Origin of the sequence: Dactylosporangium sp. CS-047395 (genome assembly GCF_050942185.1) — a bacterium.
Classification (GTDB): Bacteria; Actinomycetota; Actinomycetes; order Mycobacteriales; family Micromonosporaceae; genus Dactylosporangium.
In genome coordinates this window covers 8,183,226-8,199,279 of record NZ_CP192015.1, presented here as the reverse complement: position 1 = coordinate 8,199,279, position 16,054 = coordinate 8,183,226, and the positions used below count along the sequence as shown (strand labels likewise).

General features: G+C 73.1%; 17 protein-coding genes. 2 read left to right on the top strand and 15 right to left on the bottom strand.

All coding sequences use genetic code 11. The annotated features are described in order from the left end of the window. Positions 1–260: 260 nt before the first annotated feature. From ACQP00_RS38545 to ACQP00_RS38535, 3 genes are all read right to left on the bottom strand, one after another. Positions 261–671 (bottom strand): VOC family protein, encoded by a 411-nt coding sequence (locus ACQP00_RS38545; RefSeq protein WP_433205864.1) that lies wholly within the window; start codon positions 669–671, stop codon positions 261–263. Positions 672–750: 79 nt separating this feature from the next. After that, entirely contained in the window at positions 751–1,410 is a 660-nt protein-coding gene (locus tag ACQP00_RS38540) for a DUF4304 domain-containing protein (protein WP_433205861.1), read from the bottom strand. After that, positions 1,388–1,807 (bottom strand): hypothetical protein, encoded by a 420-nt coding sequence (locus ACQP00_RS38535; RefSeq protein WP_433205858.1) that lies wholly within the window; start codon positions 1,805–1,807, stop codon positions 1,388–1,390. Before ACQP00_RS38535 ends, ACQP00_RS38540 begins: the two co-directional genes overlap by 23 nt. Before the next feature lie 160 nt (positions 1,808–1,967). Between ACQP00_RS38535 and ACQP00_RS38530 the strand changes: the two genes are divergently transcribed. Continuing rightward, a complete protein-coding gene (locus ACQP00_RS38530; protein ID WP_433205855.1) occupies positions 1,968–2,531 on the top strand; it encodes a GtrA family protein in 564 nt (187 codons plus the stop codon). Here ACQP00_RS38530 and ACQP00_RS38525 read toward each other — a convergent pair. The 7 genes from ACQP00_RS38525 to ACQP00_RS38495 form a co-directional block, all read right to left on the bottom strand. Further along, positions 2,415–4,016 (bottom strand): thiamine pyrophosphate-binding protein, encoded by a 1,602-nt coding sequence (locus ACQP00_RS38525; RefSeq protein WP_433205852.1) that lies wholly within the window; start codon positions 4,014–4,016, stop codon positions 2,415–2,417. The genes ACQP00_RS38530 and ACQP00_RS38525 overlap by 117 nt on opposite strands. A gap of 1 nt (position 4,017) precedes the next feature. Continuing rightward, positions 4,018–4,779, bottom strand: coding sequence for a cyclase family protein (locus ACQP00_RS38520; protein ID WP_433205849.1), 762 nt, complete (start codon positions 4,777–4,779; stop codon positions 4,018–4,020). 38 nt (positions 4,780–4,817) lie between these two features. After that, a complete protein-coding gene (locus ACQP00_RS38515) occupies positions 4,818–5,783 on the bottom strand; it encodes an arabinan endo-1,5-alpha-L-arabinosidase (protein WP_433205846.1) in 966 nt (321 codons plus the stop codon). A 75-nt stretch (positions 5,784–5,858) separates the two neighbouring features. Continuing rightward, positions 5,859–6,749 carry an AIM24 family protein gene (locus tag ACQP00_RS38510; RefSeq protein ID WP_433205844.1) on the bottom strand — a complete coding sequence of 297 codons (891 nt, stop codon included), beginning with the start codon at positions 6,747–6,749 and terminating at the stop codon, positions 5,859–5,861. Positions 6,750–6,756: 7 nt separating this feature from the next. Then, positions 6,757–7,554 (bottom strand): AIM24 family protein, encoded by a 798-nt coding sequence (locus tag ACQP00_RS38505; RefSeq protein ID WP_433205841.1) that lies wholly within the window; start codon positions 7,552–7,554, stop codon positions 6,757–6,759. 38 nt (positions 7,555–7,592) lie between these two features. Further along, positions 7,593–8,294: a hypothetical protein gene (locus ACQP00_RS38500; RefSeq protein ID WP_433205838.1), complete on the bottom strand. Its 702-nt coding sequence runs from the start codon at positions 8,292–8,294 to the stop codon at positions 7,593–7,595. A gap of 79 nt (positions 8,295–8,373) precedes the next feature. Further along, the gene (locus tag ACQP00_RS38495) at positions 8,374–9,045 is read right to left on the bottom strand and encodes a M50 family metallopeptidase (RefSeq protein WP_433205835.1); all 672 of its coding nucleotides are present in this window, start codon (positions 9,043–9,045) and stop codon (positions 8,374–8,376) included. A 141-nt stretch (positions 9,046–9,186) separates the two neighbouring features. Here ACQP00_RS38495 and ACQP00_RS38490 point away from each other — a divergent pair, with 141 nt between their 5' ends. Then, a complete protein-coding gene (locus ACQP00_RS38490; protein ID WP_433205832.1) occupies positions 9,187–10,488 on the top strand; it encodes a serine/threonine-protein kinase in 1,302 nt (433 codons plus the stop codon). On the opposite strand, the gene ACQP00_RS38485 is transcribed toward ACQP00_RS38490, so the two are convergent. The 5 genes from ACQP00_RS38485 to ACQP00_RS38465 form a co-directional block, all read right to left on the bottom strand. After that, positions 10,485–11,375: an SRPBCC family protein gene (locus tag ACQP00_RS38485; protein ID WP_433205829.1), complete on the bottom strand. Its 891-nt coding sequence runs from the start codon at positions 11,373–11,375 to the stop codon at positions 10,485–10,487. The two genes, ACQP00_RS38490 and ACQP00_RS38485, sit on opposite strands and share 4 nt — an antisense overlap. After that, positions 11,362–11,925 (bottom strand): helix-turn-helix domain-containing protein, encoded by a 564-nt coding sequence (locus ACQP00_RS38480; protein WP_433205826.1) that lies wholly within the window; start codon positions 11,923–11,925, stop codon positions 11,362–11,364. Before ACQP00_RS38480 ends, ACQP00_RS38485 begins: the two co-directional genes overlap by 14 nt. A gap of 72 nt (positions 11,926–11,997) precedes the next feature. Next, positions 11,998–14,028, bottom strand: coding sequence for a DUF4129 domain-containing transglutaminase family protein (locus tag ACQP00_RS38475; protein WP_433205823.1), 2,031 nt, complete (start codon positions 14,026–14,028; stop codon positions 11,998–12,000). Continuing rightward, positions 14,025–15,095, bottom strand: coding sequence for a DUF58 domain-containing protein (locus ACQP00_RS38470; protein WP_433205820.1), 1,071 nt, complete (start codon positions 15,093–15,095; stop codon positions 14,025–14,027). Before ACQP00_RS38470 ends, ACQP00_RS38475 begins: the two co-directional genes overlap by 4 nt. Further along, positions 15,092–16,045, bottom strand: coding sequence for an AAA family ATPase (locus tag ACQP00_RS38465; RefSeq protein ID WP_433205817.1), 954 nt, complete (start codon positions 16,043–16,045; stop codon positions 15,092–15,094). Before ACQP00_RS38465 ends, ACQP00_RS38470 begins: the two co-directional genes overlap by 4 nt. Between the last annotated feature and the right edge of the window lie 9 nt (positions 16,046–16,054).

Below are 16,054 nucleotides of genomic sequence, written 5' to 3'. Positions count from 1 at the left end.
CGGCGACAAGGACCAGGAGTGCCGGAACAGGAAGTGCGGCAAGAAGACGAAGTGGGTCCGCTGCCCGAGTTGCAACGGTCGTGGCCCGACATACACGACAACGTGCGGCAACAACTGCTCGGCCGGGTACAAGTGCGAGCAAGGTGTCAGGGACAGCTTTCACTGAGCCATTTCCAAGTCGACCTAGTAGGTCGGGGCAGGTGCAGCGGGCCCGGGCATCGATGAGGGCGAGGCTGCGACCGCCTGGCTGTCCACCGTGATCAGGCGCAGAACTCGTTGCCCTCCGGATCGGCGAGCGTGGTCCAGCGGTGCGGGCCCTGGCTCGCCTCGTGCAGGACGGTCGCGCCGCGTGCCACGAGCTTGTCGACCAGCGCCGCGGGGTCATCGCCGACGCCCCGCAGATCGAGATGCATGCGGTTCTTGGTCGTCTTCGCCTCCGGTACGAGTTGGAACAGCACCCGCGGGGCACGCGTCAGGCCGTCGGGATGGCGGATCGCGGCGCCTTCCTTCCACACCAGCGATCCATTGTGGAGCTTCGTATCGTCGTCGGTTGCGTAGCCCTCGCTGATCATGCGCCGGATGAACGCCTCGTCGGTGGGTTCCACTTCCCAGCCGAGTGTCTCGGCCCACCAGTCGGCGAGCGCGTGCGGGTCGGAACTGTCCTGGGTCACCTGAAAGTCGAATGCCACGAGCAGGACGCTACCGGCAATTGCGGACAGTCTCAGCCCTCGACGTCCGGCGCTGGCGAGGTCAGAAAAGGGGCACCTGGGCGCGGATCAGCAGGTCCAGGAGTGCATCCCGGTCCTCGATCCGGCCGGCGGGCAGGCTTCGAAGGATGTTGATCGCCTCGGCGAGGTCCGGGCTCGGGCCCTCGTCGAGCAGCAGCAGCGCAATGGCGACTTTGCGCGGCAGGCGGTGCCACACGGCGACGCCCCAGTCGTCCGCCTCGGCGCGGATCGTGGCGATGAGGGTCGAGCGGTCCTGCAGGGCGAGCAGCTCCGGGATCACGACCGCGGTCAGCTCGTCGCACAGCACCTCCGCGCACACCTCGGCCGAGGCCGCGTCCCGCACCACCCAGCCGTCGCGCCCCAGGACCGGGTGCCGCCGGCCCGGGTACCGGCGCTCCGGATGGCACCGCTTGTCGAACAGCCCGTCGTGCGGACCAGGAGCACGGTCCGGTGAGAACCGGGTGCTGAGGGCCCACCACGCCTGCGGTACCAAAGCCAGGTTCACGTCGAAGCGCACCTCGTCCGCCGTGTTCCAGCGGGAGCGGGCGAGGTTCAGCACCGCGTAGTCGCCCAAGGCCGAGCGCAAGCGCCAGGTCGGGGCCGTGCCCGTGAAGCCGGCGGTGCGCAGGACCGGGGTGATCCGGGCGCGCAGCAGTCGCTCAGCCGTTGTAGTGGGCGCCATTCGTGTAGTGGTCCGTGTAGTGGGTCATCTTCGGGTCCTGGGCGTGGATGGCGTCGACCCGGTCGTACTGGCCGTCGTGGTTGTTGTCGGTGTACAGGCGGTCCAGGTAGCCGTCGCCGTCGCTGTCCACCTGCAGCAGGTCGGCCTTGCCGTCCTTGTCGGTGTCGTACTTGACCTGTTCCATGACCCCGTCGTGGTCGTGGTCGTAGCCGCGGGCGTCGATGTAGCCGTCGTGGTTGCTGTCCCAGGCCTGGTTGTCGAGGTTGCCGTCGCCGTCGAGGTCGTACTGGTAGACGTCGTCGCGGCCGTCGGCGTTGGAGTCGACGCTGAGCCACTCGTCGTGGCCGTCGTAGTTGGTGTCGTGTTCGACGACGTAGGGAATGTCGGCGTCGGTCATCGTGGGCCCCCTCGGTTGGTGTGTCTCAGCTCACGGTAGACCGGGGCCGGGCCGGGCAACTCCCGAATCCGTGCCGCCTGAGCTGGCCGTTCGGCGCGGGAGGGGGAGTGTTCGCGGGGTCTCCGCCGGGGCTTCACGCGGGTAGGGCAGGATGGCGACCATGACCGCAGCGGAGCGCGCCGGCCAGTTCCTGACCGGGTGGGTTGATCGCCTGCCGCCGCGGCTCCGGCGGATTCTCCCGCGCGAGCTGGCGGGATTCGCCATTCTCGGGGGGTTCACCTTCTCGGTGGATCTGGGGCTGCTCGTGCTGTTGCGGCACACCACGCATCTGCCGATTCCGGTGGCGGTGTCGATCGCGTACCTCACCGCGTTCGCGCTCAACTTCGTGCTCAACCGGACGGTGAACTTCCGGTCGCACGCGCCCGTCGGCAAGCAGGTGCTGCGGTACGCGGCCGTGGCCGTCGGTGACTATCTGATCACCGTCGGGGTCTCCTCGGGACTGTACGAGCTCGGGATGGACGTGCGGATCTCGCGGCTCATCGCGGCCGGGCTGGTGGCGGTGTTCACCTACAGCCTCTCCCGCTGGTGGGTGTTCCGGGACCGGCCGTCAGTGACCCCGGAAGGCCTCCTCGAGCCACCAGGAGCCGCGGGCGGCGGCAACCTTGGCGTCGATGAGCAGGGGACGATCGCGGGGGCCGTCGAGCCAGTCGCGGACCGCGGCTAGATCCGCGGGGGTGCGGACCACGACGCCGGCGCAGCCGTAGCCGCGGGCGATCGCGGCCAGGTCCGTGTCCGGGAATGTCACCGTGGACAGGTCCTGGCCGGCGAAGTGGTGGACCTCGGCACCGTACGCGGCGTCGTCGTACACCACGATCACCATCGGCAGCCCCAGGCGCACCACCGTCTCCAGTTCCGCGATGCCCATCAGGAAGCCGCCGTCGCCGAGCGCGGCCACCGGAAGGCGGTCGGGGCGGGCCACGGCGGCGCCGATCGCGGTCGCGAGGCCGAGGCCGATCGACTGGAACGCCTGGGTGAAGCAGAAGCCGGTCTCGTCGGGCACCGCGAGGTACATCGACGGATAGCCCATGAAGTTGCCGGAGTCGACGCTGACCGTGCGCTCCGTGGGGAGCAGGTCGTCGAGCGCGATGGACAGCGTGCGCGGGTCGATGCGGCCGTCGCCGGTGAGGTCCTCGAACGGCACGTCCCGCCAGCGCACGCTCGGCAGCGGCGCGGTCCGGTAGCCCGGGGAGGGCGGCACCAGATCCAGGACCGCCGACGCCGTCGCGGCCGCGTCGCCCAGGACGCCGAGGCCGGTGTGCAGGGCGTCCGGGTCGACGTCGACCTGCGCGACCGCCGCGTCCGGGCCGAGCAGCGCGCCGTGCCGGGTGGTCCACATGTTCAGCGAGCAGCCCCACGCCACGACCGCGTCGGCGTCCGCGATGCGCGAAGCGGCAGCGGGGGAGGCGAATCCGCCGGCCACGTCGAGGTACCACGGCGAGCCGTTGAACAGCCCCCGGGCCACCGCCGACGTGGCGAGCAGCGCCCCGCACCGGTCGGCCAGCGCCGAGATCGCCGCCGCGGCCCCGGGTCCACGCGCACCGCGGCCGGCGATGAAGACCGGGCGGCGCGCGTTCGCCAGCAGTGCGGCAAGGGCCGCCAAAGAACCAGAATGCGGCATTTGTACGGCCGCCGGCGAAGAAGCCACCGCAAGATCGCCGTCGACAACACCGGATTGCACGTCCAGCGGCAGGCTGACGAGCACGGTCCGCCGCTCGGTGCGGGCCCGGCGCACGGCCCGCAGCACGTCCGAGACGGCCGACGCCGGGGTGGCGGCGCGCTCGTGGACCGCGCCGATCCCCGCCGCGAGCGCGGCCTGGTCGAGGCGGAAGTTCGAGCGTGCCCCGGCCGCACCGGTGTCGGCCGCGAGCACCACCATCGGCGTGCGGCTCTTGGCCGCCTCGGCGATGCCGGTCAGCGCGTTGGTCACGCCCGGGCCCTGGTGCAGGGTGAGCACGCCGAGCTTGCCGGAGGTGCGGGCGTACGCGTCGGCCATGACCGCCGCGCCGCCCTCGTGCCGGGCCGCGACGAACCGGGCGCCCGCCGCGACCAGGGCGTTGGTCAGGTGGAAGTTGCCGGAGCCGACCACCCCGAAGACGTGGTCGACCCCGCTCGCGGCCAGGGCCCGGCCGACCGCCTCGGCGACCAGCACCTCAGCGCTCGACCAGGGCGAGCACGCGGGCCGGGCTGCCGGAGCCGCGCACGATCGGCAGCGGGCCGGCCACCACGACCGCGCCCCGGGCCGGGAGCCGGTCGAGGTTGCGCAGCTGGGTCAGGCCGTACTTGCCGGCGCCGAGCAGGAACGAGTGGCACGGGAACGGCGGGTCGAAGGAGTGCGCGGCGCCCGCGTCGGTGCCGACGGTCTCCACGCCGAGGCCGAGGATCGGGGTCTCGGTCGCCAGCCACTTCGCGCATTCGGGGGAGATGCCGGGGGTGTTGCCGGCGTTGAGGTACGCGGCGTCGTCGTCGCCGCGGGCGTCCCAGCCGGTGCGGAAGAGCAGCCAGCCCCCGTCCGGCAGCGCCCCGTGCTCGGCCTCCCAGGCCCGCACGTCGTCGATCTCGAGGAGGTAGCCGGGGTCGGCGGCGGCCCGGTCGGCCTTGTCGATCACGACGGCCTCGGCGAACAGCTTCCGGGCGGGCACCTGGGCCACGTCCTCGCCGTCGCGCCCGGTCACCCAGTGGATCGGCGCGTCGAAGTGGGTGCCGGTGTGCTCGCCGGAGCGGAAGTTGTTCCAGTACCAGGCCGGGCCGCGGTCGTCGTACCGGCTGATCTCCTCGAACTCGAAGCGCCAGGTGTTGCCGAACGGCTCGGGCAGTTGCAGGATCGGCGTGTCCCCGCTGAGCGGTGCGGTGAGGTCGACGACCTCGATCGAGCCGTCCGAGACGGCCGCCACCAGATCGGTCAAGAGCGACATGCCGCGACCGTAGAACCGGCCCGAGCCGGGCGCAAGGGTCAGAACACGTAGGGCCAGCCGGCGCCGTCGTACCCGATGCGGTTGATGCCCAGGTAGGACGCGCCGCTGTTGGCGTAGTAGTGGTAGAACAGCACGTCGCCGTCGTTGTCGGCGAGCACCGCCTGGTGGCCGGGGCCGTGGATGCCGCCGTGGGTCGCGAGCATCTCCGTCCCGCCGCCGGAGGTCATCGCCGTGCCGTTTCTGTCGGTGTACGGCCCGTTGATGCTCGCGGCCCGCCCGACCATGATCCGGTACGTGCTCGACGCGCCCCGGCAGCACAGGTCGAACGAGACCCACAGGTAGTACCAGGAGCCGTGCCGGACGATGTACGGCGCCTCGATGGCCGTGGACGAGCCGGTGCGCTGGGCGATGGACCGTACCGTCGAATCGGCTCTGAGACCGGTGGACGGGTTGAGCTTGACGAGCTTGATCCCGGTCCAGAAGGAGCCGAACGACAGCCACCAGCCGCCGGACGCGTCGAGCGTGAGGTTCGGGTCGATCGCGTTGTAGTTGCTCGATGCCGTGGTCTCGATGACCAGGCCCCGGTGCGTCCACGAGCCCGACGCGCCGGTGCTGCTGGTGGCCAGGAAGATCGCCGATCGGCTGGAGCCGAAGGTGGAGGCGGCGTAGTACATCCAGTAGAGCCCGTTGTGATACGAGATGTCCGGTGCCCACAGCTGGTTGCTGCCGCCGGTGTACGGCAGGGTCCACGACGCGCCGCCCGGGAACGCGGCGCCGGCGTTGCGCCAGGCGGTGCGGTCGGACGAGGTCTTCAGCTGAATGTTGCTGCCGGTGTACGCCACGATGTACCCGCCCGCGGGAGTCTTCACGGCGGAGGGGTCGTGGGCGCCGGTGTTGCCGGTGACGACGCCGGGATTCGGATAGGTGGCGGCATTCGCGGTGGGGACGACGGCGACGAAGGCGGCCGCGGCGACGGCCGCGGCAAGCCACAAGCGCAGGGACATGGCGGTATCTCCTCGAATGTGAGCGCTCACACATTCGAGCCGTACATATAGATGGTTGTCAAGTTCCTCTGAAACTTACCAGCGCTGCACGGTGGCCGCCGAATTGCGCGTGATGGCCTCCGCGCTGGTGTGGTGGAAGACCGAGGACACCGCGACCCGGCCGGGGCCGATCAGCCGCAGCCACACGTTGCGCTGGCTGAACGAGGAGCGCCAGGAGATGCGCTGGGTGCCGCGCGGATACTCCAGATGCAGGTGGGCCTGGACCGAGACGTCGCGGTACAGCAGCGCCCCCGGCTGCACCAGAATCGTCTCGCCCGGGGCCAGGTCGCGCAGGAACGTGTTGCCCGGCGAGTGCAGCAGCAACAGCCCGGGCCCCTGCTGGGCGGTGAACAGGTCGCCGAACTGCCCCAGCGGGTAGTGGGTCTCGCGGTCGTCGCCGGTGCCGGTGTCGTACCAGACGCCGGTCGCCTGCCAGGTGTAGGTGATGTTCCCGGTCGCGGTCAGGAACCGGTGCTCGCGGGTCCACACGTGCCGGCCCGGCGCGAGCGGCAGCGCGATGAGCTCGCCGGGCCGGTCGCCGGAGAGCGCCACCCGGCCCGGGCCGCGCGCCTCCACCATGATCAGCGGCAGCCCGGCCAGCATCCGGTTCCAGCCGCCGGCGAGGGACGTGTTGCCCAGCTGCACGCCCGGCTCGGTCCACAGCAGCGCGTGGTGCGCGAAGTAGATCCACTCCTGGCCCGACAGCGTGAAGTCGGCGACCGGGACGTACTTGCCCTCGATCTGCACCCGCGACTGGCCGAACTGGATGCGCGCCAGGTCCTTGATCGGCGGCTGCTCGATCCAGCCGGACCGGGTCACCACCTGCCGCACGTCGAGCGCGGCGCCGCAGCTCGGGCAGGACGGGCCGGCGGGCGGGTGGGGCATGCGGCAGTACCGGCAGACGGTCCAGCCCTCGGGAGTCGTCATCGTGCCCTCACTCCGCGTGGTGGTGCACGTACATGGACTGGATGCCGACACGGCCGGGGCCGGTCATCTCCGCGAGGTACATGCCGCGGCGCATCAGCCCGGTCTTCACCGGCATCTGGACCGCCTGCATGCCGACGGAGGCGTCCTTGTACAGGAACCCGCCCGGCTCGACCAGGATCTTCTCGCCGGGGCGCAGGTAGCGCTCGAAGACGTTGCCGTAGCCGTGCAGGACCAGCAGCCCGGGCGCGGCCTGGGTCACGAACCGGTCCAGGTACATCCCGTTGCCGCCGTGCAGCACGTTGGCCAGGCCCTGGATGCGGATGAAGTCGTAGCCGACGGTGTGCGTGGCGAGCAGGAACGCGTGGCCCCGCACGTCCAGTTCCATGCCGGGGTGCAGCGGGAGGACGACGAGTTCGCCGGGGGAGTCGCGGGAGAACGCGACCCGGCCGGGCCCGTGCGCGAGGGTCAGCACGAACGGCATGCCGCCGAACACGCGCCGCATGCCGCCGCCGGTGGGCATCGCCGTCACCGGCGTCTGCTCGTCCTTCCAGAGCAGGACGTGATGCTCGAAGTACACGGCGTCACCGGGTGCGAGCGCCATGTCGATGACGGGGACGAGTTCGCCCTCGACCTGGGCGACCGAGTTGGAGAACCGGAACTCGGTCATGTCGCGCAGCCGCGGCGCCTCGCGCCAGCCCGAGTCGCTCACCAGGTTCGCGACGTCGAGCGGCGCGCCGCACGTCAGGCAGGAGGTGGCGCCGGGCGCATTCTGCAGCCGGCACCACTGGCATTCGATCCGCTCCACATCGGCGGACGCTAGCCGGTCGATCCTGAGAAAACGCCTTACTCGGCGGGTTGCGGGTCGCGCTCGTCCTCGTGCGCGGTGCGCTGGGCCGGGAGCAGCTCGCCGGCCACGGCGTTGCCCTCCTGGAACTCCTGCGGCCCGTTCACCTGCGGCTGGCCGACCCAGAGGGCGCGCATCTGCTGCTGCATGAACGAGGTCAGCCGGCTGCGGTACTCCTGGTCGAAGCGCTCGAGCGCCTCGATCTGGCCCTGCAGCGCCTGCCGCTTCGAGGTGAGGCCGCCCACGACGTCCTCGTAGATCTGCTCGGCCCGCTGCTTGATGTCGTACGCGCTCTCCTGCGACTCGCGCACGATGTCCTCGGCCCGCGCCTGGGCGTCGGCGAGCACCTCGCCCGCGTTGCGCTCGGTGTCGGCCGCGTAGGCCTCGGCCTCCCGCGCAATCTTCTCGGCGGCGGTCCGCGCCCGGCTGAGGATCTTCTCCGCCTCGTCGCGCAGCGCGCCCGCCTGGGCCTGCGCGTCGGAGATGATCTGGCCGGCGCTGGCGTGCGCCTGGGCCTGGATCTGGTCGGCCTCGGCGATCGCCGTGTTGATGTGCTCCTCGGCCGTGCGCTGCGCCATGGTGAGCACCGCGAGCGCCTTGGCCTGGTCGCCGGCCATGCCCGAGGGCATCTCACCAGGCTGCTGGAGGACGCCGGGGCCACCCATACGGTCGTCGTACTGTCGCATCCCGTTCTGCGTCATGGTCCCTCGTCCTCTCGCCGAATGCCCCGCGCACACTACCCGAGATCGGCAACCCGGCGGTACCGCCGATTGTCCGAGGTCACGCGAGGTGCGGGTGATACAGGTGCAGCATCACCACCGCCCCGAACACCAGGGCGGCCGCGCTGAACAACCAGAAGACGCCCGAGAACACCGAGGCGGGCAGGAACGTCATCTTGCGCAGCTGGTAGGCGTCGGTAACGGTGTCGCCGCCCCCGCTGCGGACCTGCTGGAGCACCAGCACGTGGCCGAAACCGCCGAAGAGCAGGAACCAGATCCACGTGTACGCGAAGAAGACCTCCTGCCCGTCGCTCGCCTTGCGGATCACCAGCACGATCAGCGCCCCGACGAGGACGATGGCGACCCGGGCGACGTAGTTGCCGGCGGTCAACAGGGCCAGCAACAGCAGGAAGACGCTCAGCCACAGCACCATGCGCACGTGGTCGCGGGCCAGCAGCATCGCCCCGGCCACCCCGAACAGCGACGGGCCGACGTACCCACCGAACAGGAACACGAACGCGCCGAACGGCCCGAGACCCTTGGCCAGGGTCAGGCCGTTGTGCCCGGGGCCCATGGTCAGCGACGTCACCGAGCCACCCATCATGGACGCGGCCAGCGCGTGCCCGCCCTCGTGCACGACCGTGATGGCGTAGCCCACGACCGGCCAGAGGATCACGGAGATCACGAGCGCGAGGAGCCCGGACCCCACCACGACGAACTGCGAGGCGTGCACGGTCCGGACGCTAATGCGCGGGCAGCCGGAATCGGGTCCGCTGATTCGACAGACTTCTATGGAACGCATCCACCGAAAAGCTGAGGAATTTGCCCCCAAGCAATGAAGATGCCCGGGCGGGGCCGCCACTAGGGTGGCGGGGTGGATCTCGGTACGCCCGCCATTCCCGGCCTCGAACACCTCGAACCGATCGGCCAGGGCGGCACGGCCACCGTCTACCGGGCCTACCAGCGCAGCGGCGAGCGGCACGTGGCCGTGAAGGTGCTCGCCCGGCCGGTCACCGACGCGGTGGCGCACGCCGCGTTCCTGGCCGAGCGGGAGACCCTGGGCCGGCTGCGGGGCGGGCCGGGCGTGCTGTGGACCGATCCGGCGTCCGGGGTGCTGCCCGACGGGCGGCCGTACCTGGTCATGGAGCTCTGCGAGTCGACCCTCCAGCAGGAGGTCGACCGGCGCGGGAGGCTCGAGCCGGCGGCCGCGGCGGCGTTCGGGTACCAGATCGCGCAGGGCCTGCACCATGCGCACTCCAACGGGGCGTACCACCGCGACGTGAAGCCGGCCAACGTGCTCATCACGAAGAAACGCCAGGCGGTCCTGGCCGACTTCGGCGCGGCCGACACCGCCGGCCTGGTCGCCGTCTCGCCGGGCTTCTCCGCACCTGAGCGCCTGGCCGGCCGGGCGGGCGACCCGGTGGCGGCCGACCTCTACGGCCTGGGCGCCACGCTCCACTACGCGCTCACCGGCACGCCGCCGCAGCCGGGCGCGGCCCTGCCCGCCGACGTCCCGCCGGCCCTGGCCGATGCGGTCCGCCGGCTCCTCGACCCCGACCCGTCCCGCCGCGGCGCCAACGCCGGCGAGGCGCTGCTGGCCCTGTCCCCGGCGGCCTGGGAGAAGAACGAAGGTCCGGCCCCGGCTCCGGTGCCGGCCGCCCCCGTGGCGCCGGTCAGGCCGCCGGCGGGCAGCACCGAGTACCGCCCGCTGACCGCCCCCGAACCCGAGCCGGTCGCCACCGGGGAGCGCCGCCGCCCGCGCTGGCTGCTCGCGGTGGCGATCGCCGTCCCCGTCGCGCTGCTGCTCACCGCCGGCATCTACCTGCTGGGCAACCGCGGCGGCGACCCGCAGGCGCCCCCGTCGGCCCAGGCGGCCCGCAGCACGGCGCCGACCGGTCCGGCGACCGCGGCCGGCGTCATCGAACTGGCCGAGCCGGTCGACAACGGCGAGACCGTCACGCTGACCTGGACCGGCCCGGCCAACCTGACCTACGCGGTGGCCGTGGCCGAGGCCGGCGCCGCGTCCCCGCAGCGCAAGCTCGTCGGCCAGGCCACCACATACCAGGCCCCGGTGAAGGCCGGCGTCCAGTACTGCTTCCAGATCCTCGGCACCGGCGGCCGCACCGCCAGCACCAGCGCCGTGAAAGGCATCCGCGGCGCCGTCTGCAAGTTCTAGCCCTCGTAGTCCGGTTCGAAACCCGCCGGGACGCCGGCGATCTCCATCTTGCGCCAGCCCGGACGCCAGCCCGGCAGCTCGTGGAAGCCGCGCAGGTCGGCCACGCCGCTCAGCCAGCCCGCCCAGCCCGGGTACGGCGGGTTCGTCGCGTCGAAGCCGCTCTGCACGAACGTGATCCGGGTGCCGCCGGCCGAGCCCTCGAGCTCCCAGCTGCTCAGCAGCCCGTCGGCGAAGCGGAGGGTGGCCTTGCGGCCCGGCTCGAACTCGGCGAACGTGATGCCGCCCGGGTCGAGGTCGAAGCCGCCCATTGCGTACCGGCCGCCCTGCCACGGCTCGATGTCGACCTTCGCACCCATCCAGCGGCCGACCGTGTCCGGGTTGACCAGCGAGTCGAAGACGGCCTCCGGCGAGGCGTCGATGACCACCTCGGCGCGCAGCTCGGGGGAGGTGAAGTCGACCATCGGGGTGAGCGGGCGGCCGGCCAGGTAGTCGGCCAGGTTGGCCACGGCCAGGGACCAGAACGTCGAGGTGGCCCCGAACGCCCCGGCCCGGTCGGCCAGCACGTCCTCGAAGCTCGGCAGGTCGGCCTGGCTCAGCGTGAGCACGGTGCCGTCGCCGTCCTCGTCGAGCTGGAACTCGACGGTGGTCTCGTGGCCCTCGACGGTCCAGGCGAAGCGGATGGTGCGCTCGTCGGCGTGCAGCAGGCGCTGGTGCGGCTCGGCGCCGTCCGGGGTGAAGCGGCCCCAGAACTCGTAGCGGCCGGGCAGCTCCACCTCGGCGTGCTCGGCCAGCCAGACCCGCAGCGCCGCCGGGTCGGTCAGCGCCTCATAGACCGCCTTGGCCGGGGCCGCGATCGTGGCGCGCAGCAGGAAGTCAGGCTCGTGCATCGGAATCTCCCTTGGGGTAACAGGCGACGGCCAGTCGGAACGCGTCGCCCTCGGCCCCGCCGTAGCGGGTGAACAGGTCCTGCAGGGTGTGCTGCAACTCGTCGAGGAAGTCCTTGCGCTGCTCGGGGCGGACCCGGATCTCCCCGGACACCCCGATCGAGGGCAGGTCGGGCCGGGCGAGGTCGAGCGCGGCGATGTCCGCCTGCACGTCCTCCATCAGGTCGACCAGGTAGCCGAGGCTGAGCTGGTCGCGGCTCTGGCGCAGGCCGATCCGCCCGACCAGGCGCGGCGAGAGCCAGTAGGCCCGCCCGGTCGCCTGGTAGATGCCCTCGTGGATGCCGCGCACCCGCCGCTCGGCGACCTGGCCGACGAGGCCGGCCTCGAGCAGCCGTTTGACGTGGTAGTAGACCCGCTGCGGGGTCTGGTCGAGCTCGGCCGCCACCTCGGTGCACGACCGGGGCTCGGCGAGCTGCCGCAGCACGTCGATGCGCTGCGGCTTGAGCAGGGCCTCGGCCTGCTCGATCCGATCGAGGTAGACGATGTCTCTCATGGCAAAAGCGAGTCTTTACGTAAAAAACTATTTTGTCAATCGCCCGCGCGAGATTTCCCCATCGCGAGGGGCTCAGCGGCGGCGCAGGGTCCTGGGTGACAGGGCGGCGCGCAGGCGCGAGCGCAGCCCGCGGCCGCGCAGGGCCCGGGACACGGTGCCGGTCTCGCTCCACGCGGAGTCCGCGTCGGCCGGGGTCACCGCGGCGCCGGACCAGCGGGCGCGGTCGACGTGCTCGGCCAGCCGGAGCAGCGAAGGCGCCACGTCGTCGCCGGCTCGCCCGGCCAGGTCGCGGATCGTCATCGCCGCGCCCGGCCGCACCCCGTGGTCGTCGAGCCGGTCGCGGGCCTCGTGCCAGGCCCCGACCACCGCGCGCGCCGGCGGGCCCGAGCGCCGGCGGCGGGAGCGGACCAGTTTCGCCCCGGGCACGCCGGCCAGCCACAGCACCGCGAGCCCGGCCACCCCGCCCCCGGCGACGAGCGCGAGCGGGGGCGTGGAGGCGGACACCGGCGGTACACCCGGAGCAGAGGGCGCGGGCGTGGACGGCGGGGCGACGGAAAGGGTCGGCTCGGCCGAGACGCTCGGCGGTTTGCTGCCGCCGTCCGCGAGCGGTCCTGGGCTGGCGTTGGCGCCGGTCACGCCGGTCGGGTCGAGCGGGACCCAGCCGTAGCCGGCCACCGCGACCTCGGGCCAGGCCAGCGCGTCGGCGCCGCGGACCGCGGTCATCCCCCCCGCCGGCGTCGGCTGGCGGAAGCCGACGGCGAGCCGCGCCGGGATGCCCAGCAGCCGCGCGAGGACCACGTAGGAGGCCGCGAACTGCTCGCTGGTGCCGCGTTTGGTGACGAAGAGGAAGTGCTGCAGCTGGCCGTACCCGTGCCCGGTCGGCATCCCCGCGCCCGCCGCGACCTTGTAGTTGGTGCGCAGGTAGTTCTCCAGCTTCAGCGCCGCGCGGAAGGACGGGGGATCGCCGTCGACCGCGGTCCGCGCGAAGTCCGTCATGGCCGTCGGCGGATTGGTCAGGGCCAGGGCGGTGCCGGAGCCGTCGAGCGGGGCGTCCTCGTCGCCGCGCAGGTCGGGCGCGGACCAGGTCAGGTCGTAGCCGGCCACCGGCGCGCCGCTGACGAGCGTGCCGGAGCGCGGGTCGACCAGCACCTCGGCGCCGGCCACGGTCACCGGGCGGGCCCGGCTGGGCAGCCACGGGCCGGCGATCGACACCGGCTCGACGCGGGCCGAGCCCAGGCGCAGCGGGCGGGTGACGGCCGGGTCGGCGGCGAGCGGCCCGCCGAGCGGCTGGTACAGCGCCGAGCTGCTCCAGGTGTCGCCGTCGAAGCCGTCGTAGACGGCCAGGGTCCAGCGGCCGCCGGTCTCCTCGGTGCGGACCCGGAACGCCACCTGCTCCGGGTGGGCGAGCAGGCCGGGCAGCTCGTCGAGGGGGCTCGCGGCCCGCGCGGGGGCGGCCGCCGGCTCGGCGCGCACCACGTCGGGGGCCCGGTGCAGGGCGCTCCACGCGGTCACACCGAGGCCCAGCGGCACCGCCGCCACGACCACGACCGCCGCCGTCAGCGCGACCCGCGCGGGCGCGACGCGCGCCCCGCTGTGCAGGGCCACGGTCAGGGCGGCGAAGGCGGCGAACCCGAGGGCGGCGCCGAGCGCGGCCGCGCCCGAGGCGGGGGAGTAGAGCTGGGCCACGGCGAGCGGGACGAGCGCCGGGATCAGGGCGGGCAGCGGCGAGCGGGACCGGCGTAGCAGCTCGACGGCGAGGGCGGCGGCGAGCAGCGCCAGCAGCGGCACGAACAGCATGAGGTCGGGGCGGTCGCGCACCGGCCAGGTCGCCTCGGCCGTGCGCACCCAGCCGTCCCGCGCGGCCGCGAGGGGGTGCTCGACGCCGGTGACCGCGACGATCGCGACCGCGCCGAGGGCCACGATGAGCAGCGGGCGGACCGGGGCGAGGCGCGGCACGGCGTCGCCCAGCGCGGCGGCCACCACGACGGCGGCGAGCGCGGGCAGCAGCGCCCGGGTGCCGAAGACAGGAGCGAACCACAAGGCCCCGGCACTGGTACCGCACGCGACCGCGACCCCGCCGAGCCAGGCCCGCACCCCGCTCATCGGGCCGCCGCGTTCCACCGCGCGGTCAGCGCCGCGGCATCGGCTCCCGACAGGGCGACGACGTTCGGCAGCACGCTCGCGAACAGGCCGGGGGTGACGGCGGCGACCACGCCGCGGCCGGAGGCGCCCAGCCAGCCCAGGTCGGCACCGGCCGGACCGGTGACGAAGACGACCGTGCCCGGATACGGCTGGTGCGCGAGCGCGGCCGGCCGCTGCTCGACCGCGCACAGCGCCTCGAGGAAGGCGCCGCGGGCGTCGAGGCCGTCGGTGGTGCGCAGCCGGGCCCGGTGCCCGGCGTCGGTGGCGGCGTGCAGGATCGACGCGGCGAAGTCGACCGCCTCCTCGAACGCGTCCGCGGACAGCGCCTCCGGCCGGGTGTCGAGCACGACCAGCAGGTCGGACGCGGGCGGGTCGAACAGGTCGCGGACCATCAGCCCGCCGGTGGCCGCGGTCGCCTTCCAGTGCACGTGGCGCAGCTCGTCGCCGGGCACGTATTCGCGCAGGGCGCGCAGCTCCTGGGCCCCGCGCAGCGAGCCGCCGCCGGCGCCGCCGGGCAGCACGCCGCGCCGGTGGCCGGCGCCGAGCGGGGCGGCCTGGTGCACCCGCGGGTACACCCACAGGCTCGTCACCCCGCCGGTGTCCCGCTGCCGGTCGGTCAGCCCGAGCGGGTCGCGCTGGGCCACCCGCAGCGGCCCGAGACGCAGTTCGCCGCGGCGCTGCGGGGTGACGGTGTACGCCACGGTGGCCGACCGGCGGGGCCGCAGCGCGGGCACGGTGACCGGGCCGCCGTCGACGCCGTCGAAGCGCGGCGTCCACCAGCGGCCGGAGTTGGTGACGGTGAGCCGCACCGGCACCGGCTGGCCGCGCATGACCCGGCCGCGCTCCAGGCTCCGCTCGACCCGCAGCGGGAGCCGGCGCGCGCCGAGGACCGCGCTGACCAGCACGACGGCGACGGCGACGGCGGCCAGGGCGCGCAGCACGGGGTGGCCGAGCAGTTCGCCGAGCCCGTACAGCACGATCCCGGCCGCGAGCACCGTCCAGCCCCGCCGGGTCAGCGCCTTCCTCACGCGCGGACCACCGGCACGCCGACGGTCTGCAGCGCCTCCCGGACCACGCCCGCCGAGGTCTGCCCGGCCAGCTCGGCCTGCGGCGTGAGCACGACCCGGTGGGCGAGCACCGGCACCGCGAGCTCCTTGAGGTCGTCGACGTTGACGAAGTCCCGCCCGGCCGTCGCCGCCCACGCCCGCGCCGCCCGCACCAGCGCGATGCTGCCCCGCGGGCTGGCACCGTAGCGCACGTCGCGGTGGGTGCGGGTGGCCGCGGCGAGGCGGACGGCGTATGAGCAGATCTCCGGGTCGGCGTGCAGCGCGCTCACCGACTGGATGATCTGGCGCAGCTCCTGCGGCTCGACCACGGCCGGCAGCTCGTCCGGGCTGACCCCGCGGGCGTCGCCCTGGATCGCGCGGACCTCGGCGTCGTGGTCCGGGTAGCCGATCTCGATGCGCATCATGAACCGGTCCAGCTGCGCCTCCGGCAGCCGGTACGTCCCGTCGAGCTCCATCGGGTTCTGCGTGGCGACCACCATGAACGGCCGGGGCAGCAGATGGGTCTGCTTGTCCACCGTCACGCTGCGCTCGGACATCGCCTCCAGCAGCGCCGACTGCACCTTCGGCGTGCCCCGGTTGACCTCGTCGGCGAGCAGCACGTTGGCGAAGACCGGCCCGTGGTGGAACTCGAACGTCCCCGACTGCTGGTTGAACACCATCACGCCGGTGATGTCGCTGGGCAGCACGTCCGGCGTGAACTGCACCCGCTGGGCCAGCCCGCCGACGCAGCGCGCCAGGGAGCGGGCGATGCTCGTCTTGCCCAGCCCCGGCAGGTCCTCGATGAGCAGGTGCCCCTCGGCGAACAGGGACGTGACGACCAGCCGGAGCACGCCCGGCTTGCCGTGCACGACGTACTCGATGTTCGAGGCGATGCGCCGGTAGAGCTCGGCGATGTGCTGCGCGGGGATCATGTCGCTGCC